The 24,230-nt window shown below is 69.4% G+C and carries 20 protein-coding genes; 10 read left to right on the plus strand and 10 right to left on the minus strand.

All coding sequences use genetic code 11. From position 1 onward, the window contains the following. Positions 1-690: lectin (locus JYK17_RS05930; protein WP_222809924.1), on the plus strand; the 690-nt coding region annotated here is incomplete at its 5' end. Between the two features lie 126 nt (positions 691-816). Here the strand turns inward: JYK17_RS05930 and JYK17_RS05935 are convergent. From JYK17_RS05935 to JYK17_RS05945, 3 genes are all read right to left on the minus strand, one after another. Further along, positions 817-1,977, minus strand: a complete 1,161-nt coding sequence (locus JYK17_RS05935) for an MFS transporter (protein WP_222809925.1) — start codon at positions 1,975-1,977, stop codon at positions 817-819. A gap of 176 nt (positions 1,978-2,153) precedes the next feature. Further along, a complete protein-coding gene (locus JYK17_RS05940) occupies positions 2,154-3,299 on the minus strand; it encodes a glycosyltransferase (RefSeq protein WP_222809926.1) in 1,146 nt (381 codons plus the stop codon). 1 nt (position 3,300) lies between these two features. Next, complete coding sequence (locus JYK17_RS05945) at positions 3,301-3,942, minus strand: TetR/AcrR family transcriptional regulator (protein ID WP_146191748.1); 642 nt, start codon at positions 3,940-3,942, stop codon at positions 3,301-3,303. A gap of 201 nt (positions 3,943-4,143) precedes the next feature. Between JYK17_RS05945 and JYK17_RS05950 the strand changes: the two genes are divergently transcribed. After that, positions 4,144-5,727 carry an FMN-binding glutamate synthase family protein gene (locus tag JYK17_RS05950; RefSeq protein ID WP_108015141.1) on the plus strand — a complete coding sequence of 528 codons (1,584 nt, stop codon included), beginning with the start codon at positions 4,144-4,146 and terminating at the stop codon, positions 5,725-5,727. A 164-nt stretch (positions 5,728-5,891) separates the two neighbouring features. On the opposite strand, the gene JYK17_RS05955 is transcribed toward JYK17_RS05950, so the two are convergent. Beyond that, on the minus strand, positions 5,892-7,406 hold the full coding sequence (locus JYK17_RS05955) for an FG-GAP-like repeat-containing protein (protein ID WP_128804238.1): 1,515 nt from the start codon (positions 7,404-7,406) through the stop codon (positions 5,892-5,894). Positions 7,407-7,671: 265 nt separating this feature from the next. Here JYK17_RS05955 and JYK17_RS05960 point away from each other — a divergent pair, with 265 nt between their 5' ends. From JYK17_RS05960 to JYK17_RS05990, 7 genes are all read left to right on the plus strand, one after another. Further along, positions 7,672-7,827 carry a DUF6131 family protein gene (locus tag JYK17_RS05960; RefSeq protein ID WP_164932332.1) on the plus strand — a complete coding sequence of 52 codons (156 nt, stop codon included), beginning with the start codon at positions 7,672-7,674 and terminating at the stop codon, positions 7,825-7,827. A gap of 193 nt (positions 7,828-8,020) precedes the next feature. Next, entirely contained in the window at positions 8,021-9,310 is a 1,290-nt protein-coding gene (locus tag JYK17_RS05965; RefSeq protein WP_222809927.1) for an ABC transporter substrate-binding protein, read from the plus strand. Between the two features lie 49 nt (positions 9,311-9,359). Further along, positions 9,360-10,301 (plus strand): carbohydrate ABC transporter permease, encoded by a 942-nt coding sequence (locus JYK17_RS05970; protein WP_222809928.1) that lies wholly within the window; start codon positions 9,360-9,362, stop codon positions 10,299-10,301. Between the two features lie 13 nt (positions 10,302-10,314). Continuing rightward, entirely contained in the window at positions 10,315-11,142 is an 828-nt protein-coding gene (locus JYK17_RS05975) for a carbohydrate ABC transporter permease (protein ID WP_222809929.1), read from the plus strand. Further along, complete coding sequence (locus JYK17_RS05980; RefSeq protein WP_222809930.1) at positions 11,139-12,200, plus strand: LacI family DNA-binding transcriptional regulator; 1,062 nt, start codon at positions 11,139-11,141, stop codon at positions 12,198-12,200. The genes JYK17_RS05975 and JYK17_RS05980 overlap by 4 nt, the downstream gene beginning before the upstream one ends. Positions 12,201-12,252: 52 nt before the next feature. Beyond that, the gene (locus JYK17_RS05985; protein WP_108015135.1) at positions 12,253-14,187 is read left to right on the plus strand and encodes a glycoside hydrolase 5 family protein; all 1,935 of its coding nucleotides are present in this window, start codon (positions 12,253-12,255) and stop codon (positions 14,185-14,187) included. After that, complete coding sequence (locus JYK17_RS05990; protein WP_222809931.1) at positions 14,184-16,493, plus strand: glycoside hydrolase family 3 N-terminal domain-containing protein; 2,310 nt, start codon at positions 14,184-14,186, stop codon at positions 16,491-16,493. The genes JYK17_RS05985 and JYK17_RS05990 overlap by 4 nt, the downstream gene beginning before the upstream one ends. Here the strand turns inward: JYK17_RS05990 and JYK17_RS05995 are convergent. From JYK17_RS05995 to JYK17_RS06015, 5 genes are all read right to left on the minus strand, one after another. Next, on the minus strand, positions 16,465-16,905 hold the full coding sequence (locus JYK17_RS05995; RefSeq protein WP_234547276.1) for a hypothetical protein: 441 nt from the start codon (positions 16,903-16,905) through the stop codon (positions 16,465-16,467). The genes JYK17_RS05990 and JYK17_RS05995 overlap by 29 nt on opposite strands. Before the next feature lie 111 nt (positions 16,906-17,016). After that, positions 17,017-20,142 carry a discoidin domain-containing protein gene (locus tag JYK17_RS06000; RefSeq protein ID WP_222809932.1) on the minus strand — a complete coding sequence of 1,042 codons (3,126 nt, stop codon included), beginning with the start codon at positions 20,140-20,142 and terminating at the stop codon, positions 17,017-17,019. A gap of 148 nt (positions 20,143-20,290) precedes the next feature. After that, entirely contained in the window at positions 20,291-20,935 is a 645-nt protein-coding gene (locus JYK17_RS06005; RefSeq protein ID WP_222809933.1) for a dihydrofolate reductase family protein, read from the minus strand. A 197-nt stretch (positions 20,936-21,132) separates the two neighbouring features. Further along, positions 21,133-21,900 carry a hypothetical protein gene (locus JYK17_RS06010; RefSeq protein WP_128804230.1) on the minus strand — a complete coding sequence of 256 codons (768 nt, stop codon included), beginning with the start codon at positions 21,898-21,900 and terminating at the stop codon, positions 21,133-21,135. A gap of 41 nt (positions 21,901-21,941) precedes the next feature. Next, on the minus strand, positions 21,942-22,670 hold the full coding sequence (locus JYK17_RS06015) for a type 1 glutamine amidotransferase domain-containing protein (protein ID WP_108015130.1): 729 nt from the start codon (positions 22,668-22,670) through the stop codon (positions 21,942-21,944). Positions 22,671-22,920: 250 nt separating this feature from the next. Here JYK17_RS06015 and JYK17_RS06020 point away from each other — a divergent pair, with 250 nt between their 5' ends. Continuing rightward, the gene (locus JYK17_RS06020; protein ID WP_222809934.1) at positions 22,921-23,463 is read left to right on the plus strand and encodes a CGNR zinc finger domain-containing protein; all 543 of its coding nucleotides are present in this window, start codon (positions 22,921-22,923) and stop codon (positions 23,461-23,463) included. 73 nt (positions 23,464-23,536) lie between these two features. Here JYK17_RS06020 and JYK17_RS06025 read toward each other — a convergent pair whose 3' ends face one another. Then, positions 23,537-24,160 carry a transglycosylase SLT domain-containing protein gene (locus JYK17_RS06025; RefSeq protein ID WP_108015128.1) on the minus strand — a complete coding sequence of 208 codons (624 nt, stop codon included), beginning with the start codon at positions 24,158-24,160 and terminating at the stop codon, positions 23,537-23,539. Between the last annotated feature and the right edge of the window lie 70 nt (positions 24,161-24,230).

Below are 24,230 nucleotides of genomic sequence, written 5' to 3' on the forward strand. Positions count from 1 at the left end.
GGCTACTCCGGCTCCGGCGGCATCGGCGCCCCCTACACCCTCCCAGGCGGCCAGGCCTTCGCCGACGACTTCCACACCTTCGCCGTCGACTGGGCCCCCGACTCCATCACCTGGACCGTCGACGGCAACGTCTACCAAAAGCGCACCCCCGCCGACCTCGGCGGCAAGACCTGGGTCTTCAACAAGCCCTTCTTCCTCATCCTCAACCTCGCCGTCGGCGGCTACTGGCCCGGCGACCCCGACGCCTCCACCAGCTTCCCCCAGCAACTCATCGTGGACTCCGTGTCGGTCACTACCGGTAGCACCTCCACCGGCTCGGCGATCCGGGGCCTGGCCGGCAAGTGCGTGGACGTCGCCGGGGCGAACTCCGCCAACGGGACACCCGTACAGCTCTACGACTGCAACGGCACCGCCGCCCAGCAGTGGACCGTGGGCTCCGACGGAACGATCCGCGCGCTCGGCAAGTGCCTCGACGTGACGGACAACGGCACCGCCGACGGCTCCACCGTCCAACTCTGGGACTGCACCGGCGGCCCCAACCAGAAGTGGGCGGTCAGCGGCGCCAACGACATCGTCAATCCCCAGGCCAACAAATGCCTCGACGTGACGGGCAACAACTCGGCCAACGGCACCCGACTGCAGATCTGGACCTGCACGGGCGGAGCCAACCAGAAGTGGACGATCGGCTGAACTCACTTGTGACGACAGTGAGTTAGGTCGCTACGAGCACGGGGCCGGGGCTGCCGACGCAGACCCGGCCGCGTGCTCTCCCCGTCCTGCTCCGGCTCGCCCTGCTTCGGAACCGGTCCGCCGAGCTCACGGTTCGGCGGTCGGGACCGAGGCCTCGTAGTGGTGGATCCGGCGAATTTTCCCGGCCAGGAGGGTGGGGAGCGAGAGGGCGGCGACGGCGGCGCCGGTGGTCAGGGCGAGGGTCAGGCCGATTCGGTTGCCGTAGGTGTTGGTGAGGAGCTGGGCGAGCGCGCCGCCCGCCAGGGCACCGAGGGGAAGGGTGCTCAGGTTGATGGTCCGGGCGCTTGCGTGCACGCGGCCCAACAGGCGTGGCTCGGTGACCTGTTGGCGCAGGGTGGTGACCAGGGCGTTCCAGATGGGCAGCCACAACGACGAGACGACCATGATGGTGACCACGGTGCCGAGCGGTGGCAGCACCAGCGCCAAGGGGACGGCCAGCCACGCCAGGCCCTCGCATCCGGTCAGCAGGAGAGTGCGGCCGACGCCAAGGCGTCGCGTGAGCCGACCGCTCAGTGTCGCCCCTGCCACCGCAGCGACGGCCCCGGCGGTCAGCACCGCGCCCGCGACGCCCGGGGAGAGCGAGAGCGCCCGGTACAGGAAGAGCAGCAGCACGGTCCGCACCACGCTCATCCCGAAGTTGCGCAGTCCAGCCGCCAGGGTGAGCGGGCGCAGCAGGGGATGGTGCCACAGAAAGCGCAGGCCCTCGGCGATCGGACGCCATACTCCGGTGCTTGTGGCGTGGGCGGCCGGGGCGGGTTCGGTGGTTCGGACGAGGAGGACTCCCACGACGGACGCCAGGAAGGACAGGGCGTTCGCCGCCAGGGCGCCGGTCGCGGCCAGTCCTTGCTGCAGTGCCCCGCCGATGGTGGGCCCGGTCAGCCGCGAGACGCTGCTGGACATCTCCAGCCGCGTATTGCCCCGGGCGAGCGGCTCCCCGGTCAGGAGCGTGGGCAGGTAGGACTGGTAGGCCACGTCGAAGAGCACCGAGAACACGCCGGACACCGCGGCCACGACATACAGGTGGGTCAGGGACAGCGCGTCGAAGGCGGCGGCCACTGGGAGCGTCGCGAAGGCCGCGCATCGCACCAGGTCTGCCACGATCATCGCCGGACGGCGGCGGATCCGGTCCATGAGGACCCCGGCGAACAGGCCCAGGACCGGGTAGGCGGCGGTGGCGATCGCGTTCAGGACGCCGACCTCGGCGTTGCCGACGTGGAGGACGACCACAGCGACGGTCGGCAGAACCTCAGGTGCCGCTCCTCGCGTACCGGGCGTCCGACCGGTGTCAACCATCCCTGTTTGTGCCGACCAAGAGTCCTCGCCACAGTGGGTTTGCTGGGGAGGGTGCTGTTGCAGCAGCTGAGACAGGGCAGGAGGAGGGCGTTGCTGCGGCCCTTGGGGGGTCAGGCAGAGCCCGCGATGCGTTCCAGTACTGCTGCGGCGCCGTTCGGTCCTGGTAGTGCGCTGATGGTGTGAGCGAGCCTTCGAGCGTTGCGTGCGTACGAGTCATCGTTGAGCAGGGTGTGGACCGCGGTGGCGATCTGATTTGGCGTCGCCGTATCGCCCTCGAGCGCGATACCGACGCCGAGTCGTTCGATCTGCTCGGCCAATGCGGGTTGGTCGGCCGCTGGGTTGGGCAGAGCGACGAGCGGCACGCCGTGTGCGAGGGAGGCGATGACGGTGCCGTGTCCGGCGTGGGTGACCGTGACGGATGCGTGCGGCAGGACGTCGGCGTGTGCAACGAAGGGTGTGAGGACGGCATCCCCCCGTACGGGCACCTGGCTGATGTCGGCCATCCCTGCGGTGACCAGTACGCGATGGCAGTCGGGGGACAGAGCGGTGAGGGTTCGGCTGATGCGGGATGTCTGATCCCATGCGGGGCCGGTGGAAAAGCTCACCAGCACCAGTGGGCGCTGGTCCCGGGCCCCCCAGGGGTGGATCCAGGGAGCGCCTCGGCGGGGCTCGAAGACCGGCCCCATGTACTCGACCGCTGCCGGCGTGGGATGCGCGGGCGGGTCGAGGTCGGGAGCGCTGGTGCACACCACGGGGAAACCCTGCCAGGTCTCCCAGAGCGTTTGAACGGCAGACAGGCCGGATTCGGTCCGGACCTCGTTCACGCGGTCGAGGGCGAGTTGGTCCAGACCGCCGCCCGGTGGCACGAGCGCACCGGGGGCACTGTGCACGAGGACCGCGGTGGGAACCGACGCCCGTTCAGCAGCCGCCAGCGCGGCGAACATCAAGCAGTCGATCACCATCACGTCATAGTGCTCAGCGGCAAGCAGGTCGGGGATGTCGCGCAGATGCTGCCCGCTGGCCCAGACGACGTCGGCCAGGATTGGCATCCAGTCCGGCGGCGGCGCTGTGGGCCAGTGCTCTTGGGCGTGCTTCAGCGTTCGGAACGCGAAGCCGAGCGAGCTGAACCGGTCTCGTTGTTCGTCGTACCCGGCGAAGGTGACCTCGTGCCCGCGGTCTGCCAGGGTCGCGGCCAGGCCGATGGCGGGTGTCTGGTTTCCCGCGCCGCTCCAGGTGACGAAGACGAAGCGTGCCATCTCAACTGTCCCCCAGCACCGAGTTGATCATCAGTTCCACCGTGGCTTCGGCGTCGGGCCGCGGGCGTTGCATATCCCGGCGCAGGAGCTTCCAGGTGTAGACATCGCTCATGCACACCAGGGCGTCGGTGACCCGTTCCCTCTCGTCGGCGGAGAACTGGCGCAACTGTGGTTCGAGCACGGTCTGAACCCGTTCCCTGTGCAGTTCCCGGCCGATGCGGACGATCGGCGCCACGGCTGGGTCGTGTTCCTCCACGAGGTTGGCGATGACCACGTCACCGAACTGCTCGTAGTGGTCGAACCAGGTCCGCACAGCTTCGGTCACGTTGCCGGGCTCGGCTTGTTCGAGGTCGCCGCGCATTTCCTGGAGCACTTCGTCCAGGGCGTGGCGAAAGAGCTCCGCCTTGCTTCCGAACAGCCGCAGGACCGTCTGTACGGTGACGCCGGCCTGCGAGGCCACGTCGTTGAGCCGGATGTCCGACCGCAGTCGCCCCTTCAACTGCTGGACTGCGGCTTCGAGTACGCGGCTGCGGGTGCTCTCCGCGCTGGCTGCTCTTGCCCGCATGGTGTAGGGCCTCGCCGCTTTCATGTTAACGACACTAACACGAAAGAGGTCCTCGCGGGACGCGATCCATGCCTCCACCGCACCGCCTCCACGTAGGACACGCCGTCCGTGTGCGGGGCGCCGGCCTCGGCGAGCATCCGCTCGACGTCGGACCGCCCTCGAAGTACTGGTATCGGCGAGATCTGGAACGGGACGATTCGGCAGTCTCAGGGCGCCGTTTTGCACATTCCTTGGCAAAATCCCGGGAATGGAAAGCCGCTCCAGGGAAATGCGCGAAGGGTGAAACGCTTCGCGATTGTCGCTCTGATTCTGGTCACCGGCCTGGCGGCGGCCGTGGCCGCGGCTGCCGTCTCGCCCTGGTGGTGCGCGGCCGCCGTACCGCTCGTCCTGCTGGGTCTGCTGGGCGTGGCCGACCTGGTGCAGCGCAGGCATTCGGTGCTGCGCAACTATCCCGTTCTGGGCCATGCGCGCTACCTGATGGAACGAATCCGCCCCGAGCTGCAGCAGTACTTCATCGAGCGGAACTTCGACGGCCGTCCCTTCGACCGTGACGTGCGCAGCATTGTCTACGAGCGGGCAAAGGGCACGGACGCCGAGCAGCCGTACGGCACCGAGCGCGACGTATACCTGCCCGGTTACGAATATCTGGTTCCTTCCATGGCGCCCTGCCCGGTGCCGGACACACCGCCGCGCGTGCGCATCGGCGGACTCGACTGCAGCCGTCCGTACGACATGGCTCTGCTGAACGTGTCCGCCATGAGCTTCGGCTCCCTGTCGTCCAACGCGATCCTCGCTCTCAACGGCGGTGCGGCGGCTGGGGGTTTCGCTCATGACACCGGTGAGGGAGGCCTTTCGGAGTACCACCTCAAGCCGGGTGGGGACCTGGTCTGGGAGGTGGGCACCGGATATTTTGGCTGCCGTACGAAGGACGGCGATTTCGACCCCGCCGAATTCGCCGACAAGGCCGCGCACGACCACGTCAAATGCGTGTCCCTGAAGCTGTCGCAGGGCGCGAAACCAGGCATCGGCGGGGTGCTGCCGGGTGCGAAGGTCAATGCCGAGATCGCGAGGGTGCGGGACGTACCCGAAGGGCAGACCGTCATCTCGCCGCCGTATCACAAGGAGTTCTCCACCCCGCGCGAACTCGTCCGCTTCATCGCCCGGATGCGTGAGCTGTCCGGCGGCAAGCCCACCGGGTTCAAACTGTGCGTGGGCTCGCGCCGACAGTTCCTCGCCGTGTGCAAGGCCATGCTTGAGGAGCGTACGGCGCCCGACTTCATCATCGTCGACGGAGGCGAGGGCGGCACCGGCGCCGCACCGCTGGAGTTCGCCGACCACGTGGGAGCCCCGCTGACCGAGGGACTGCACGTCGTGCACAACGCCCTCGTCGGCACGGGCCTGCGCGACCGGATCAGAATCGGGGCGAGCGGCAAGATCGCCACGGGCACCGATCTCGTCAAACGCCTTGCGCAGGGCGCCGATTACGGCAACGCGGCCCGGGCGATGATGTTCGCCGTCGGCTGCATCCAGGCCCAGCGCTGCCACACCAACACCTGCCCCACCGGTGTGACGACGCAGGACGCCCGCCGCGCCCGCGCCCTCGACGTCCGCGACAAGACACCGCGCGTCCAACGTTTCCAGGAAGCCACCGTGGCCAGCGCCCTGCAGATCATGGCGTCCATGGGTGTCACCGACCCCGCAGCGCTGCGTCCGCACATGCTGCGCCGACGCATCGACCCGCACACCGAGCGCTCCTACGCGGAACTGTACGAGTGGCTCGAACCGGGACAGTTGATCGCGGAGCCGCCCGCTTCCTGGGAGACGGATTGGAAGGCCGCCGATCCGGATCGGTTCACTGTCTGATCCGCCGGGATCGTGCGGCAGACCGCGAACTGACGTGATCTGCCTGCTGCTTCAAACCGGCCCGGTCCGAGATCGGCGCCTCCCCAGTGGCGGCCGTCGCATCGCACGCGCCGCCACGGGTACGGCGTCCGGCCGCCGCGGTTCGCGCACCCGTGGCCCGCGGACTACTCGTCGATGACCTCCCCGAAGTGACTGCCCTGCACAGTGCCGCCGAGCGCGCCGGCGCCGTACGTCCACGAGCCGTCCGCGAGGAGTCCGTCGGCGCCGGCCGGCAGCACCCAGATGCCGCCGTTGCCCGCGTTCTCCTCGGGCGCCGCGGCCACCAGTTCGGCCCGGCCGTCGCCGTCGGTGTCCACGAGCCGTACCTGGGCGCCCCACTCGTCGTCCTCCTCCGCAGCACCCGGGACGCCGGGCGTGTTCTGGTCGAAGTACTGGGCGTCCGTGCCGGTCAGGCCGTCGCCCGAGCCGCGCAGCAGCGTCACCGCGCCGGCACGGGGCGCACCGTCGGCGTCCTCGCCGGGCGAGCCGACGGCCACGTCCGCGTATCCGTCCCCGTCGACGTCCGCGACGGACAGATCATTGCCCCAGGCGTCGCCCGTCTCCCCCGCACCGGGCACGTCCGGCGAGTTCTGCGACCACCACTGGGGTCCGCTGCCCGGGCCCTCGGCGCCGGCCGGACCGTCCTCGCCTCCGTAGTACACGCCGACCAGGCCACCGGGGGCCTCCGCGTCGCCGGTGGTCTCGTCCACGCCGCTGAGCTGGCCGACGACGAGGTCGTCGTAGCCGTCGCCGTTGATGTCGCCGGATGCCGTGCCCAGGCCGCCGTGCAGGTCGCGGCGGTAGCTGAGGCCCTCGGTGCCGCCGCTGTAGTAGGCGGACCAGCCCTTGGCGTAGTCGTCGTCGGGGCTGTAGCCCGAGACGACGAGGTCGGCGAAACCGTCACGGTCGTAGTCACCGGTGGTCAGGTAGGCCCACTGCAGTGTGTGACCGGTCGAGTGCGGAGTGCCGACCTGCCGCAAGACCCCCGCGTGGTAGGTGAACACCTGAAGGCCCGTCTTCTGGTCCAGGACGACGAGCTGATCGGCGTCGACGTCCCCGGTGAAGCGGGCGGCGGCCACGGCGTGCCCGAACCGGGCGCCGGCGGCGGGCTTCGCCGCGACGACGCTCGCGGTGCGCTCCGCGCCCAGGCCCGCCTTCGACCCGTACAGGACGGTCACGCGGCCCGCGTCCTCGACCGTGCCCTCGTCCTCATTGGGCGCACCGATGATCGCGTCGTCGAAGCCGTCGCCGTCCAGGTCACCGCTCGCGACCGCCTGTCCGAAGTGGTCACCGGTCTCGGAAGTGCCGGGCACGCCCTTCGTGGACTGGCTGATGACCTGGACGTGGCCCTTGGGCACGGTGGTGTTGGTGGCAATGCCGTTGGGCGCGCCGTACTGGACGGTGATGTAACCGGCCCCCTCCTTACCGTCCACGGAGCCTTCCGGTGCGCCGGTCAGCAGGTCGGTGTAGCCGTCGCCGTTGAAGTCGCTGTTGCGGTCGTTGGCCGAGGTGCCGCCGGGGGCACCCGCGAACGCGGCCGGCGCGGCCATGATGCCCGCTCCCGCCAGCAGCAGGAAGGAAGCCGCCGCGATCGCGGCCTTGCCTGCGGTACGACGATCGTTGCGTTCGGTCGAGCTCATGTCTGTTTCCCCCGCTGGTGGTTGATGCCTTGTCAGTCGGCTGTTGCTTGTCACCGACGAGGAGTACGACTGGGCAAGGGCGGTGCAAGTTGTGGGGTCCGCGGGGATGTGACTCGGCGGTGACATCTGTTGCGCGGTCGGGACGTCGTCAGCGAAGTGGATCAACAGCATCCCGGCGTTGCAGCGTCGCAAAATCCGAGTAGTTGAACCCGGTTTTGCGGGTACCCGGACCGGTAAGAGCGGTGCCCTGCGGTTGGAGGCCTCAATGATCGCCCTCGGTGTAATTCTTTTGATAGTCGGTTTTCTCACCGGCGTCTCGATCCTCTGGACCATCGGGATCATTCTTCTGGTGATCGGCGCCGTCCTGTGGATCATGGGATCCGTGGGTCACGCCGTCGGCGGACGTCGGCACTACTGGTAAGGCGAAACCACGCGCACAGGCGCGTGTCCTGTGAACGCCAGCCCCATGTCCGTGCGCTTCGACGGGGCTGGCGTTCTGGCGTTCTCCACGGCATCACCCTCTTGACCTGAGCCCCCGCGCTCCCTAGGGTCCTCCCACCTCACGAGGTACATCGATTAACCAATCGTTAACCGCTTGGTTGGAGACCCCCGCTGTGCGCTCATCGCTGACCCGGCGCGACCTGCTCGCCGCCGGTACCGGTCTGGCTGCGGCCGCCGCTCTGCCCGCCCTGTCCGGTTGCTCGTCACTGGCCGCGGCGGACTCGGATCCGGACACGATCGTCGTCCACACCCAGCTCGGTACGACCGCACCCGGCTCCCCCACCTATCTGGCGGCCGTGGACCGCTTCCACAAGGAGAACCCCGGGCTCAAGGTCAAGAACCTGATCAACGGCGACGACCTCGGCCAGGTCTACGAGACGTCCCGGCTGGCCCGCAAGGAAGCCGACGTCGTGATGGTCAACCTCTACGACAAGACCCTGGCCTGGACGGACGTCGGCGCCACGGTCGACGTCATGCCGTACCTCGACGACTGGGGCCTGCGCGACCGGGTCCTGCCCGCCGCGCTGTCCGCGTGGACGGACGCCAAGGGCAGGCTGCGGGCCTTCCCCTACTTCGCGACGAACTGGCCCGTCGCCTTCAACCGCGCCCTGCTCGACAGGGCGGGCGTCGACGAGATCCCCACCACGGGCGACGGCCTGATCGCCGCGGCCCGCAAGCTCCGTGCCAAGGGCATCGCCCCCGTCACCGTCGGCGGCAACGACTGGACCGGCCAGAAGCTGCTCGCCCAGATCATCCAGACGTTCCTGTCCCAGGACGAGGCCCGGCATGTCTACTCCACCGGGGACTTCGGCAGCCGCGGCGCCCGCGAGGGCATCGAGTACTTCACGACGCTGCGCGACGCGGGTGTCTTCGCGGACAAGGCGCAGGGCCTGACGTCCGACACGATGAACACGCAGTACAACACCCAGGCCGCCGCGATCCAGTCGGCGATGTCGTCCGCGCTGGCGAAGGTTCCGAAGGACGTGGCCCGGCACACCGAGGTCGGTGGGTGGCCGCTGGCCGACGGAGCGGCGCACCAACACCCCACCATCATCCGGGCGTTCACTTTGATCGGCTTCTGGATCAGCCCCAACGGCGTCCGCAAGATCGAGCACGTCGAGAAGTTCCTGCGCTTCATGTACCGGCCCGACATGGTCTCCCGCTTCATCAAGGAGAGCGGCCGCGACATGGCCGTGCGCACGGACACCGTCAGCACCGGCTTCCCGCTCGTGGCGGCGGCCCAGCGCCTCGGCTCCGACGTGAGCGAGGTTCTGCTGCCCGACGTGTACGTGCCGCCCGCCGCCACCCAGCCGCTGATCACCGCGACCAGCACCTCGTTCACCAAGGGCACGAGCGCGGCCAGGGTCCGCGCCGCCCTCGAGTCCGCGTACCGGTCCGCATGAGCCGCCGGCCATCCTCCTCCTTGCCGACCAGATCTCCGGGAGTCACCGCATGACGACGCTGACGACGACACCGGACGGCACCGCGGCCCGCCGCTCCGTCCCGCCCTCCTCCCGCTCCGCGCCGGCGCGCACGCCCCGGCAGGGCGGCACCGTCCTCGCCGTACCCGCCCTGGTCTGGTACCTGGTCTTCATGGTCGGGCCGCTGCTCGCCATCTTCGTGATCGCGGCCCTGCACTGGCCCGGCATGCTGCAACCGGTGTCGTTCGCGGGCCTCGACAACGTCCGCACCGTATGGGACGACCCGATGTTCTGGGACGCGGTCCAGAACACCGCGGTCCAACTCGCCGTCGCACTGCCGGTGATGATCGTGTGCTCGTACATGCTCGGCTACTACGTCGCCCAACGACCGCCGGGCCACCGCCTGTTGCGCTATCTGCTGTTCATCCCGGGCCTGATCTCGACCCCGGCGAAGGCCATGGTCTTCTACGCGGCCCTGTCGCCGGACGGCCTGGTCAACGGCGCGCTGCAGAGCGTCGGACTGGGCTCCCTCACCGACGCCTGGCTGGCCTCGCCCTCCACGGCGCTGGCGTGTCTGATCGCCCTGGACGTCTGGAGCGGCATCGGCTTCACGGCCGTCCTGTTCGCCGCGCGACTGAGCAGCGTGCCGGACGAGCTCGGCGAGGCCGCGCAGTTGGACGGGGCGGGGCACTGGCGGACGATGTGGACGGTGCATTTCCCGGTGATCCGAGACTACGTCGGCGTGGTGACGATGCTTCAGTTCCTGTGGACGCTGTTCGGCTCGGCGCAGAACGTGCTGCTGCTGACGCAGGGCGGTCCCGGCACGTCGTCCACCACACTGTCCTTCCTCGTCTACCAGAAGGCGTTCATCGCCGCGGACCTCGGTTACAGCCAGACCGTCGGCGTCTTCCTCTTCCTCGTCGGGCTCGTCGGCCTCCTCGCGATCCGCCGCGTCTTCCGCCAGACCTACTGATCGGAGCAGCATCATGAAGCTCGGCAAACGCTGGCTCCCGGCCCACATCCTGGTCTGGACGTACGCGGTCCTGCTCGTGATCCCCCTCTACTACTTCCTCGCCTCGGCGTTCAAGACCAACGACGAGATCTTCGCCCACCCCTTCGCCCTGCCCGGCTCCCTCGGCCTGCACAACTTCCGAACCGCCTTCGACAGCGCCGACCTGGGGCTCGCGGTCGTCAACTCCGCGCTGGTGACGGTTTTTTCGCTCGCGCTCACCCTGCTGCTGGCCATACCCGCCTCGTTCGCCCTCGCACGATCGACGGGACGCCTTTCGGGGGTCATCGAGAAGGTCTTCTCGCTGGGCTTCCTGATCCCCACGTTCGCCGCCCTGTTCCCCACCTTCCTCCTGGCGGCGGCCACCGGCCTGTTCCACACACGGACGTTCATGGTCCTGTTCCTGCCGGCGACGGCGCTGCCGCTCTCGGTCGTGATCCTCGTGCAGTTCATGCGGACCATCCCCGCGGAGATGGAGGAGGCCGCCCGCCTGGACGGGGCATCCACCTTCGCCGTGCTGCGGCACGTCTACACCCCGATGTGCCTGCCGGGCATCGCCACCGTCCTGCTGCTCAACTTCCTGACCTTCTGGAACGAATACCTCTACTCCCTGGTCATCATCGGCCCCGACCCCGCACAGCGCACGGTCCAGGTCGCGCTCCCCACCCTCAAGGCGATCACGGGCACGGACTACGGCGTCCTCACCGCGGGCACCGTCCTGACCCTGATCCCCGTCTGGGTGGTCTACACGATCCTGCAGAAGCGCATGCAACAGGCCCTGGTCAGCGGCGCGGTGAAGATGTGAGCGCCTACGCCGAGCGGGCGGGGCGCCGCCCCACCATCAAGGAGGTCGCGGCAGCGGCGGGAGTGTCGACCGCGGCCGTGTCGCAGGCGTTCAACCACAAGGGCCGTATCTCCGAGGCGACCCGGCAGCGCATTCTCGATGCCGCGCTGGAGCTCGGCTGGTCGCCCAGTGCTCCGGCCGCGGCCCTGCGCAACGCGCGTACCCGCAGCCTGGCCCTGGTGGTGCGGCGGCCCACCGATGTGCTGGGGTCCGACCCCCACTTCAGTGAGCTGATCACCGGCATAGAGGGCGAACTCGCCCCGCGCGGCTACGGCTTGCTGCTGCATCTGGTGACCGGCCCGCCCGAGGAGCACGCGCTCTACGAACGGCTCGCGGCCGAAGGGCGGGTGGACGGTGCCGTACTGACCGACGCCCGCGACGACGACACCCGGCCCGGTCTGTTGGCACGCCTCGGTCTGCCGGCGGTGCTGCTCGGATCGCCGGACGACACGGCCGTCGTCCCGCGGGTCGGACTGCGCGACCAGGGCGCGGGCGTCACGGAGGCCGTGGAGCATCTGCTCGGGCTCGGCCACCGGCGCATCGCCTACGTCGCCGGGCCGCCGGAACTGCAGCACACCCGGGTGCGCCGGGCCGCCTTCGAGGACGCTCTGCGCGGGGCCGGGCTGCGCCCCTTCGCGGTACTGCACACCGACTTCAGCGAGCGGGGAGCGGTCGGCGCCACCGAGGCCCTCCTCGACGCCGACGACCGCCCCACCGCGATCGTCTACGCCAACGACTCGATGGCGGTGTGCGGTATCGGCACCGCGCAGCGCGCCGGGCTGACCGTCCCCCGGGACGTGTCCGTCGTCGGCTACGACAACCTGCCGCTGGGCAGCTGGCTCCACCCCCGCCTCACCACGGTCGACCAGCAGGTACAGCAGGTCGGCGCGGCCGCCGCGCGCATGCTGCTCGCCCTGTGCGGTGAGGACGTGGAGGAGCCCGCCCTGACCGGACGGCCGCGGCTCGTCGTACGCGAGTCCACCGGTCCGGCCCCCGGCGGACCTGACCGATCAGGCTGATCCTCTCCTCACCACGCAACACCCGTAATCGAACCCCCACTTGAGAAGGACCATGCGACGCCACAGCGCCCAGCTCACCCACCAGCCCGACGTCCTGCCCTGGCTCGGCGCCAACTTCTGGTCACGCACCGGCGGTCCGCTGATGTGGCGGAACTACGACCCGAAGACCGTCCGCGAAGAGCTTCGGGTGCTCGGCGACCACGGCCTGAACATGACCCGGTCCTTCTTCTACTGGCCCGACTTCCACCCCGAACCGCACCGGGTGGACGAGGAGTTGTGCGAGCGGTTCGAGGACTTCCTCGACGCGCATCAGGAAGCGGGCATGGGGACGGTGCCCACGTTCATCGTCGGGCACATGTCCGGGGAGAACTGGGATCCGGCGTGGCGCGGCGGCCGGGACCTGTACGAGGACGTGTGGATGGTGGGCCGACAGGCCTGGTTCGTGCAGCGCATGGCCCGCCGCTTCAAGGATCATCCGGCGGTGACGGGCTGGCTGATCACCAACGAGATGCCCGGGTACGGGCGCATCTACCAGGTGGATCCGCCGTCCTCGGACGTGGTGACCGCGTGGGCGCAGGCCATGTGCAACGCGGTGCGCGCGTCGGGCGCGACCCAGCCCGTCTCGCTGGGCGATGGGGCGTGGGGCATCGAGGTGACCGGCCGCGACAACGGCTTCTCCCTGCGGGAGACGGCCGAGTACGTCGACTTCGTGGGCCCGCACGTCTACCGCTCCGACACCGACCGGCCGCGCCAGCACTACCGTGCGGCCTTCGAGTGCGAGCTGGCGTCGGTGACCGGACAGCCCGTCGTACTGGAGGAGTTCGGCCTGTCCACCGACACCGTCTCTGCGGCCAACGCGGGCGTCTTCTACCGCCAGACCCTCCACAATTCACTGCTCGGCGGAGCCACCGGCTGGATCGCCTGGAACAACACCGACTACGACGACCTGTGGGACCAGGCACCCTACGACCACCACCCCTTCGAGATGCACTTCGGCATCACCGACTCCCTCGGCGCGCCCAAGGAGCCCCTGCGCGAACTCGCCGCGTTCGCCGACGTGTTGAAGAAGGTCGACTTCGCCCACTGCGCCCGCGTCGATGCCGACGCAGCCCTGGTGGTGCCCGCGTTCCTCGAACGCGGCTACCCCTACAGCCGTCCCGCCGACCGGCCGCTCATCTTCACGTCCCTGCACCAGAGTTACGTCACCACGCGCGCGGCCGACCTGCCGGTGGGGTTCACCCGCGAGGCCGACGGCCTGCCCGGCACCGCGTCGCTCTACCTCCTGCCGGCCACCCGCCAGCTCACCACCCGCACCCGCCGCGAACTGGCCCGCCGGGCCGATGCGGGCGCCACCGTATATCTGTCGTTCTGCTCCGGCGAGCACCCGGCCACGCGTGGCCCTTGGTTCGACGACCTCGACGGGTTGTTCGGTGTGGAGCTGCAGTTGTCGTACGGCGTGGCCGAGCCGATCGAGGACGATGTCCTGGAAATGACGTTCACCGAGGACTTCGGCGCGCTGCGCGCGGGTGAGGTGCTGCGTGTGCCGGTCGCCGGGAACGAGGACAGCCGCGCCTATCTGCCCGTGGTGCCGCGCGAGGGCCGCGTGGTGGCCGTGGACGCCCATGGCCGCCCGGCCCTGATCGTGCACGAGACCGGGGCCGGGCGCACGGTCCTGGCCACGTATCCCCTGGAGCACATGGCGGCCCGCACTCCGCGTGCCAACCCGGACGCGACCCATCAGCTCTACGAGGCTCTGGCGGAGGTCGCGGGCATTCGGCGCCCTGTCACGGTCGCCGACCCGCACGTCTCGGCGGACGTCCTGGTCCACGCCGACGGCCGGCGTTTCGTGTGGCTGGTCAGCCAGAGCCCCGAACCGCTCACGGTCCGCCCGGTCGCCGAGGGCACTCTGCACGGCCTGGAGGACGGCGAGCCGGTCATGGACGTGACTCTCGACGCGTACGGTGTCGCCGTCCTGGAACTGCGATGACGGTCCCCCGCTATATGGACCCGGCCGCCCCGGTGGCGGACCGGGTCCGCGACCTGCTGGGCCGTATGACCCTCACGGAGAAGGTCGGCCAGGTCAACCAGCGGATGTACGGCTGGGACGCCTATGAGCGGACCCCGGACGGCGCACATCGCCTCACCGCGGCGTTCCGCAAGGAGGTCGCCGCCTTCGACGGCATGGGTGCGCTGTACGGGCTGCAGCGCGCGGACGCCTGGTCCGGTGTCGGCTTCGAGGACGGACTGGACGCTCAGGACGGCGCACGTATGGCCGCCGAGGTACAGCGGCACGTCAGGGAGAACACCCGGCTCGGCATCCCGGTCCTGCTGGTGGAGGAGATGCCGCACGGCCACCAGGCCCTGGACGGCACCGTACTCCCGGTGAACCTGGCGGTCGGTGCCACCTGGGATCCCGGGCTGTACGCCGAGGCGGCCGCGGCCGCCGCTGCCGAACTACGCGCCCGGGGCGCGCACTTGGCCCTCGTATCGGCCCTCGACCTGGTACGCGACCCGCGCTGGGGGCGTGCCGAGGAGTGCTTCGGGGAGGACCCGTATTTCGCGGCCCGGCTGACCGAGGCCCTGGTAGAGGGTGCCCGGCGGTCCCAAGTGGGCGTGGTGCTCAAGCATTTCGCCGGTCAGGGCGCCACGGTCGGCGGCCGCAACAGCGCCGAGACCGAGCTCGGGGTCCGCGAGTTGCACGAGATCCATCTCGCGGCCGCGCGGGCGGGCGTGGTGGCAGGGGCGGCCGGGGTGATGGCTGCCTACAACGAGTTCGACGGCCTGCCGTGCGTCGCGAGCAGGTATCTGCTGACCGAAGTGCTGCGCGAGCGCTGGGAGTTCGACGGCATCGTCGTGGCGGACGGCACGGCGGTGGACCGTCTGGTACGGCTGACCGGTGATCCGGTGTCAGCGGCGGCTCTGGCGCTCGACGCCGGATGCGACCTGAGTCTGTGGGACACCTCCTTCACGACGCTGGGCGAAGCGGTGAGCCGTGGGCTGGTGGCGGAGGAGGCGTTGGACGCGGCGGTGGCGCGGGTGCTGACGTTGAAGTTCCGCCTCGGGCTCTTCGAGCGGACCGTGCCGTCGGACACAGGCGACAGCGAGCATAGCGGTGACCTGGGTGACCTGGGTGACCTGGGTGACCTGAGCGAGCGGATCGCCCGCGCCTCAGTGACGCTGCTTTCCCACGACGGGAGCGTCCTCCCGCTGTCCCATTCCATTCGGCGGATCGCAGTGCTCGGCCCGAACGCCGACTCCCTGGCGCAGCAGATCGGCGACTACACCGCGCCCCAACGGCCCGGCAGCGGCATCACCGTCCTCCAGGGCATCCGCGCGGCGGCCCGATCAGGCACGGAAGTCGTCTACGCCCGCGGCTGCGAGCTGGTGGGTGACGACGTCTCCGGCGTGCCTGCGGCCATCGCTCTGGCGGCCGAGGCGGACGTGGCCGTGCTGGTGCTCGGCGGCTCCAGCGCTCGTAGCGGGGACACCGTCTTCGACGCCAACGGAGCGGCCGTGACCAGCTCCGGTACGCCGTCGGGCATGACCTGCGGTGAGGGCGTCGACCTGGCGGACCTCGCCCTGCCGGGAGGACAACTCGCCCTGCTGGACGCGGTGTCGGCGACCGGGACACCCGTCGTCGTGGTCCTGATTCAGGGCCGCCCGCATGCTCTGCCCGATTTCACCGGCACCGCGTCGGCCGTGCTGAGTGCCTGGTATCCGGGACCACGGGGCGGGCGAGCCGTGGCCGACGTGCTGTTCGGCAACTGCGAGCCCCGCGGCCGCCTTTCCGTGTCCGTCCCTCGCTCGGCCGCCCAACTGCCCGTCTACTACAACGGAAAAGACCACCGCTACCGCGGCTACGTCGACCAAAGCGCCCTGCCACGCCATGCCTTCGGCCACGGGCTTTCGTACACGAGTGTCGAATACGGGCTACCGCGTCTCTCGACCCGCCGAGTCACCGTGGACGCCCCGGACCTGACCTGCCGGGTCACCGTCCGCAACACCGGGTCCCGGCAGGTTCACGAAACGGTCCAGCTCTACGTCCGCCGACTGTCCGGCGGCACGTCCTGGCCACGCGTCCGTGAACTGCGCGGCTTCGTCCACCTCGACATCGCTCCCGGCGCCGAGGCCGAGGCGGTGTTCACGATCGACCGCTCCACGCTGGCCTCGATCGACCGCGACCTCTGCCTCACGGTGGAGCCCGGAGAGGTCGAGGTGGAGACGGGGCCGGCGTCGGACCGGACGCAGGGGGCACGGTTGGACATCAGGCCTGGCAGAAGTGAAGCTGCGTGAGCGCCTCGTTGATCTGCTTGCCCTGGGCCTCGGTGGTGGTGACGTCCTTGTAGGTGAATCGCTGCGACGCGGTCCAATTGAGCTTCTTTGCACCCCCGTTGATCGCGCCGCACTGATTGCGAGCGGCGTCGACGGCCTTGTCCTCGTACTTCACTATGTCCGGGTTGGCGGCAGCGAGGGCCCGCAGCAGTTGGGCGCGCGTGGCGGCGTCGGGCACGGGAGGGATGCCGGGCGCCTTCTCGGCCGCGCTGGTTTCAGCGCTGGGCTGTGTGCTGGGTTCGGCTGCGGCGCTGCTCTCGGGCTTGACCTTGCTGTCGGAAGCGTTGTCATCGCTGCCTGAGCAGGCGCCTGCACCTGCGATGAGGAGGCCGGCGAGAGCAGCTGTCACAGTGACGCGGGTGGTGCGGGGCATGCGGGTCCTTGGGTGTTGACCTGGGGGTGACATGTGTGTGACACATGGGCACCCCCGGTGGTTGTACGTCCGCACCTCAGCTCAGCTCAGCTCAGTTCAGTTCAGTTCAGTTCAGTTCAACGAGAGGCTGATCAGCCGGGCGCCGTTGCTCCCTCGCGCGTCGGTGGTCAATGCCACGTACCGCGTGGTGGCGTCGGTGGTGAGTTGACGGGTTCGGCCGTGTCCGGTCAGCTGCCCGGCCGGTGTGTAGGTCAGGCCGTCGCTGCTGAACTCCGCACGCAGAGCGGGGATTTGGCCCGTGGTCCACGCCGTGCGGATGGTGCGGACGCTGAGCTGAGACCCCAGGTCGACGACCATGCGGCCGTCGGGTCCGGGCGTCCATGCCGTGTTCGGATCGCCGTCCACCGCGGCGGAAGGGGCCGTCATGCCGGGCGGCAGGGGGTTGGTGGGGAATACCGTGCGCCCCAATGCCAGGTCGTCGACAGGGTAGGCGGTGGCTTGGTGCAGCGTGACGGTGGTGGTTCGGCCCGCGCGGACCACCGCCACCTCGCTGTGGCCCTGCCCGCCCACCCGTACGCGGCACGACGGACCGGTGAGCCGCACCGTGGCGGCGTCGGTGACCTCGGCCCGCAGTCCCGCGGGCAGCCGACCACCGGAAAGCGCGCGCAGGGTCAGCCGGGGCGGCAGCAATGTGGCTGTGCCGGCATCGAGTTCGGCCTCGTAGGAGCTGCCGGAGGTGGTCAGTGTCTGACGGCCCTCGAACACGACCCGCTGCGAGCCCGACTGCGGGATGTCGACGCGTGTCGTGACCTGGCGCTCGGACAGGTTGAACAGGCTGAGATGGCCTTCGGTGAGAGCGACGCGTACGGCGTCGTCCTGGGCCTGCGGCTGGGCGCGGCGGGCGAGTTGGCGCAGGCTGTCGGCGGAGGTGCCGGGGAGTCCCTCGACCAGCAGGGGCGCTGCCGGGCCGTCGGCGAGGACGACGGTGTCGCCGTACACGGCGAGCGGCAGCTTCGAGCCCCGCACGATCAGGCCTGCGCGGCCGTCGACGTCGAGCCAGCCGCCCTTGCTGGAGACGTCGGGCGCGGGCCAGGAGGCGAGGTCGGTCCACTGTTCGCCGTCCGTCGAGCCCTGCACCGTGTAGGCGCGCCCGGCGGCTGCCTCCCAGCGCAGCGTCACGCGGTCCACGGCGTGTACGTCGTCGAGGTCGACGGCCAGCCAGCTGTCCGCGCGGGGGCGGTCGGCGCGGGAGACCGCCCATCGGCTGGTGGCGTTGCCGTCGACGGCCAGGGCCGGTTCCTTGCCCGGGTCGAAGGAGGAGGCGGTGGCCGTACCGCCCTGCGCGAGGTCGCTGCCGCTTGCTCCGTCGCGCGCTTCGAAGGCGTACAACGAGTAGCCGTACGTGGGATCGGGCCGCACACCGAGCATGCGCAGATGCCGCACCTCGGTCCGTGCGAAGGTCACCTCGTCCACGCGTGGTGTCGCGGCCGTGGTGCCGGTGTCCTGGGCGGCGACAGAGGTGCTGCCTTCTTCGAAGCGGTACGTGCGCGAGCCCGTCAGGCCGGCCATGCCCGGCATGGTCAGGTTGTGGACCTCGAGGTGGCCCTCGCCGGCGGCGGTGCCCGTGGTGGCGTAGACGACGGCGCCCGAGGGCAGTGTGGTCAGGCCCGCGTAGCCGGTGTTCAGGTGCAGCATGGTGGCGCTGCCGTCGAACCCGTCGCGGAGTCTGCTGTAGGTGCGTACCTGACGAGTCGTCACTTGGGCCGTGGAGGTGGGGAGGAACATCGGGGTGGCGCCGCTGAGCTTGAACAGCCAGTCGTCGTGGGCGGGTTGCCAGGCGAACTTCACGAAGCCGGGCTTGGTGACGGCTCCCGCCCATGCGGCGGTCGACTGGTGCGACACCAGGCCGGGTCCGGTGCCGAAGTCGGTGACCCCTGCGGCCTGTTCGAACAGTTCGTCCTGGGAGAGGGGACGGACGGTGTGCCCCTGCTCGGCGGCCCACAGATGCAGCAAATAGCTGATGGCCAGTTCGGCGCGGGCCTCCGGTTCGTACTTCGGCTCGCCGGAGAACTTGGCCAGCCGGTACTCGGGCGGATACTTCTGGTACGCCTCCAGCCGCTCGGCCAGCGCCACTTCGGCCCGTGCCGCCGCGCGGTCCTTGCCGACCTGCGCGAGAAAGGCGAGCGGGATGACGTCGCGGCCGTAGAGGTGTTCGCGGTCGTTGACCATGGGCATCAGCGGTTCGCCCGCGTCGCTCATCACGCCGAGCAGGGTGCGCCACAGCGGGTCGGCGTTCGGCTGATGCGTGAGCACCTGCGGCAGCGGCCGGCCGGCGGTGATGAAGTGGATGGAGTTGCGGCCCGAGGTGCGCCACAGCTCTTCCTGGTAGTGCGGTCCGAAGGAGCCGTGGTTCTCGACGATGAACGTGTCGTACAGGTTGCGGGCCGTGTTGGCGGACACGGGAACGCCGTCGACGCGGGTCGGGTTGGCCAGGTCGGCCTGCGGCAGGCCGGTCTCGTTGCGGGACCAGGCTCCGAACGCCTTCGCCCAGTCGGCATGGCGCGGGTCGTTCGCGGCCCAGGCGAGGCCGGGGGCCAACGACTGGGCGTAGACGCCCATCTCTTCGAGTTTGGTGTCTCCCACATGTCCGCCGAGCAGTCCGTTCGGGGTCCAGCTGCCGGAGTTGGGGTCGTTGCCCGTGCCCAGGCTCGTGGTGTAGGCGGCCTGTTCACGGGTGATGGTGTCGACGTTGTTGCGGGTGGTCTCGTCGAGGTCGTCCCACAACAGGCGCGCCGCCAGCACGAAGTACAGCTGGAAGGTGGTGTCGAAGAACAGGGTCCGGCCCCACTGGGTGCCCCCAGTGAGACGGTTGGAAGCGGCGAAGTGCTTGATGGTGGCCAGGGTCCGGGTCTTGAGCGTCTGCTCGTCGATTCCAGCACGGTCGCTGTCGTAACTGCCCCGGGTCAGCAGCACGGCGTTGCCGAGCACCACGGCGAAGCCGAAGTCCTTGTCCGTGTAGTAGCCGCGGGCCGCATCCCACTGGGTTTCGGACCAGTGGGTGTGGTTGAGCAGAACGCGGTAGTACGTTTCGGCCACCGCGTCCGGCGCTACGGAGGAACGTCCGTCAGCACGAGCGGAGTTGGCGCCGACAGCGGCGGGAAGCGTCGCCAGAGCGGCCGAGGCACTCAGCAGCTGAACGAAGCGGCGGCGGTTGATCTGCGGGGACCCGTGCGACACTCGCGGCACCTTTCCGACGGTTGCGACAACGTTGTCAGCAAGATGGCGGCAATTCTTCGTTCACGTGTGCGGGCGCGTCAAGGGGTACGACACCACTGATCACAGCGGTTGCCCCCCTGATCACAGCGGTGGACCCCTGGCGCACGCATCAATGCGTGTCCGCCTCGTACTCCGGGCGACCGGTGGTGCGGTAGGTCTGGAGTGTCAGCCCCTTCGGGGTGGACCGCAGGTCGACCAACTCGAGCCCCAGGTCCGGGCCGTTGGCAGGAAAGAGACGCCTGCCCTGGCCGACGACCACGGGGTAGGTGAGCAGGACGAACTCGTCGATCAGCCGGTGCTCGAGCAGCCAACTGGTCAGGGTGAGGCTCCCCCACACCTGCAGCTCACCGCCCGGCTGGGCGCGCAGCTCGCCGACGGCGCCCGCGATGTCACCGGACAGCACGGTCGTGTGCGCCCACTGCGGGTCCGTGAGGGTGGTCAAGGCGACGTACTTGGGCCGGGCGTTCAACGCCTCTCCGATGGGGTTTCCCGGATCCATGCCGGCTCCCCAGGAGCCGGCGAAGATCTCGTAGGTCCGCCGGCCGAACAGGAACGCGTCGGCACGCTGGAAGGTCTGCCCGATGAAGGTCGAGGCCTCGTCGTCTAGCAGTGGCGGGGCCCATCCGTAGCGCTCGAATCCGCCGGTGCCGCCGCCGTCCGGCGCGCCGGCCTCGCGCCCGGCGTCCGCATCGATCCGTCGGTGTCCCTGCGTCACTCCGTCGAGGGAGACGTTCGTGACAGTGGTCAGTTTCATGATCGCAGTTTCCTTCACGCCGGGGTCGTCGTGAGGGATGACCGGGCCGCTACGCCGATCTCATCGGCCCAGGCGATAAGTTTCCGGTCCGGCTCCGGCGCTCTCCCCGACGACCTGGCGCACCGCGGTGTTGCCCGCGATGCGCTGCAGCGTGATCGCCTGGCGGGTTCCATCGGGCCTTGCCCAGCCACGCCGGTTCAGGACGAGCCCACCGTCGCGGACGTAGACGTAGACGTAGATACAGACTCGATGTCGATGGCGACGATGATCGGGCCCGGGCGGGATGTGTTGTCGGGGTTGCGGGGAACCACCCTGTGCCGGGTGGGGAAGGTGAGTCCGCCGAAGGTCCGGTGGTCCGTTTTGTAGTGCGCCGCGGGGTAGTTGTCGCCGAGGACGTCGACGTTGTAGTCCTGCCGGCGCAGGAGGTGGTCCTCGGCGTCGAAGTAGAAGACCTGCACGGGGCTGTGCGTGGCGATGTGGTCGGGGAACTGGACGCGGAGCCTTCGCCACGTCTCGCCGTTCTCCTGCCATGGGTCGATCTCGTCGACCTGGAAACCGTCCCCGGCGAACAGGAAGGGGGTGCTCATGTAGTTCCACAGCGCATAGCCGGCGAAGTACGCCTTGTGCAGCTGGTCCCACGCAGAATTGGGCGCGAATGAGCTTCGGGGCGCTTCCCGTTCGGCGTATACGCTGCCGTCGGCATTGAGGATTTCGACGCGGTCAGGAGCGAAGTTGCTGGAGCGGTCCGGCGCACCGAAGGGTTCGAAGGTCAGGCGCTGCGCTCGTGTCTCGATCGTGGCCACGGTACGCGCGAGGACACCGTCACTGGCCCATGTCGAACCGTCCACCTTGGCCTTGACCTGCAACTGAGCGACCTCCCTCCACCGTTCCAGACCACCGTGGGCCGCCAGCGCGAGGTCGAGTAGTTCCGTCATTTCCTTGCTCTCTTCAACATCGATGAGCATGACCGGCACTTTGAGCATGACCGGCGCATGAGGACGTGCTGTCAGGCGGCCGCTGTCCCTGCTCGGGCCTCGAGTTCCTTGAGGACGGCGCTTGCCGCGTCGGCAGCGGAGGCGGGGTTCTGGCCGGTGACGAGATTGCCGTCGACGACCACGTGCGAGGACCAGGCCGGTCCGGCTGCGTAATCAGCGCCGGCCGCCCTGAGGCGGGTGCCGATGAGCCAGGGAGCGTTGGCTGCGAGGCCGGTCTGGGTCTCCTCCTCGTCGGTGAAGGACGTCAGACGGCGACCCTTGAACAACCACTGCCCGTCGGCATCCCCCGCGGGCAGGAAGGCCGCCTGACCGTGGCAGAGCGCTGCCACGACCTTCGAGGAGTCGGGGAGCAGTGCCTGCAGGATCCGAGCCACGTCCTCGTTGACGGCCAGGTCCTGCATCGGCCCGTGGCCGCCCGGAATGAACACGCCGTCGAAGGCGGCGGGATCCATGTCCTCCAGGCGCTGCGGCGCGGCGAGCAGATCCTTGACGCCGTCGAGGTAGGCACGCAGTTCCGCGACCTTCTCCTCGTCCCCGTTGTTGGCCTGCGCGGTCAGGCTGAGCTCGTCCACGACGGACGGGCGACCACCGGGTGTGGCCACGGTGACCTCCACCCCCGCCTCGGTGAACGCCCTGTGCGGCTCCACGAACTCCTCGCTCCAGAACCCCGTGGGCCGCTGCCGGCCGTCCTGTTGAGTCCACTTGGTCGCTCCGGTGAGGATCACGAGCAGCGATGGCATTGAGCGCCTCCAGATGCTTACGGGTGCCCCGATGCGGCCGTCGAGCACGACCTCAGCACCACCAATGCAATCACCGTAACACGTTAGAAAATGACGTAGGCAAACGATCCACGGCCAATTGAAGGCGCTGCGTCACTCACTATCTCGCATAGAAGATGACGCAACCCTCGATGTGATGTACGCTCTCCCTTGACGAGGGGAGACGTGCGTGACCACCCAGCAGCCCGGGGCGGAGCAGTGCCCGCCTTCTGTGTGCCATAGCTCCGATCTCCTCCTGGGGTTCGTCAACACCGCTCCTTGGGGCGGGAACCCGGAGACCATGAACGGCGCGGAGGACCTGTCCGCGTGGTTGGCTCGGGCGGGTCTGCTCGATGCCGAGGCCGACGTGACGGGCGCGGACGCAGCCGCCGCCCGCGAACTCCGCGACGCCTTCATCATGATCTTCCGCGCCCACTCGGGCTGCGCCGACGGACAGGACGCACTGCCCGCAGCCGAGCGCTACATCCAGCGCATCGCCCAGCGCTACCCCCTCGTCTCACAGCTCAGCGCCGAGGGCTGCCGACTCGTACCCGCGCAGGACGGTGTCCTCGGTGGCTTCGGGGCGCTCTTCGCCGCCGCGGCCGACCTCGCCGCGCGAGGGGGCTGGGCCAGGCTCAAGATGTGCAAGGACCCCTCGTGTCACCGGGGCTTCTTCGACAAGACGCGCAATTCGTCGGGCCTGTACTGCAGCACCGCGTGCAGCACCCGGATGGCAGCCCGGGCCTACCGCAGCCGCAGCAAGAAGTCGGCGTGAACGCTGGTCTCCGCCGATCTCACTGACGGCCGCGCGTGCGGAGGCGGTCAGCGGTGGCCGCCCCCCTCACCACTCACCCCTCTGCGGCGTCGCGCGACGCATCGCCCTTCGCCAGGACATCGGCCGCTCGGCCCCGGTTCTCCCGGAAACGGCGCAGATACGACCGCGCCATCGGCCCCGGCGGCACGCCTCGGGCGAACGCCCGCATGTTGCGTTCGCCCGCGTTGTAGCCCAGAGCCAGCAGTTCATCGCGGGTGTAGCGGCGAGCGTGCCGCTCAGGGAGGCTGCGATCGAGGTCCTTCAGATACAGGGCCGCGGCATGGATGGCGAAAGCGGGATCGTCGCGAAGGTCGTGCCACGACTTCGACAGGCCGTACGTGCTGCGGATCTGCTCGAACGTGGCGCGGTGCATATTGCCCACCCCGAACGACGCGCCGGGCTTCCACCACTGCCACAGCCGCTCCAACAGGGGGTGGTGCGGTTTGTACGCCTCGTTGTGCAGCACTGTCATCACGAGCTGGGGCGATACGCCGGCCTCCTCGGCGCTGCGCAGCACATACCCGGTGTAGTCGGCCGGGTCGTAATTACCGGGCCGTAGCGGTGGAGTCGGGGCGTCGCCACCCTCGCGCCCGTCCGGTTCCGGACCGTCCTGCGCATCCGGTCCCGGCCGTGGCACCGCCGCCGTTGGATCGCCCATCCTCGCCCCACCGCTCTCTGCCGTTCTCTACCGCGCTCTACGGATCTCTACGTGAACCTGCACTCCTCGT

The organism is Streptomyces plumbidurans, assembly GCF_019857225.1.
Classification (GTDB): Bacteria; Actinomycetota; Actinomycetes; order Streptomycetales; family Streptomycetaceae; genus Streptomyces; species Streptomyces plumbidurans.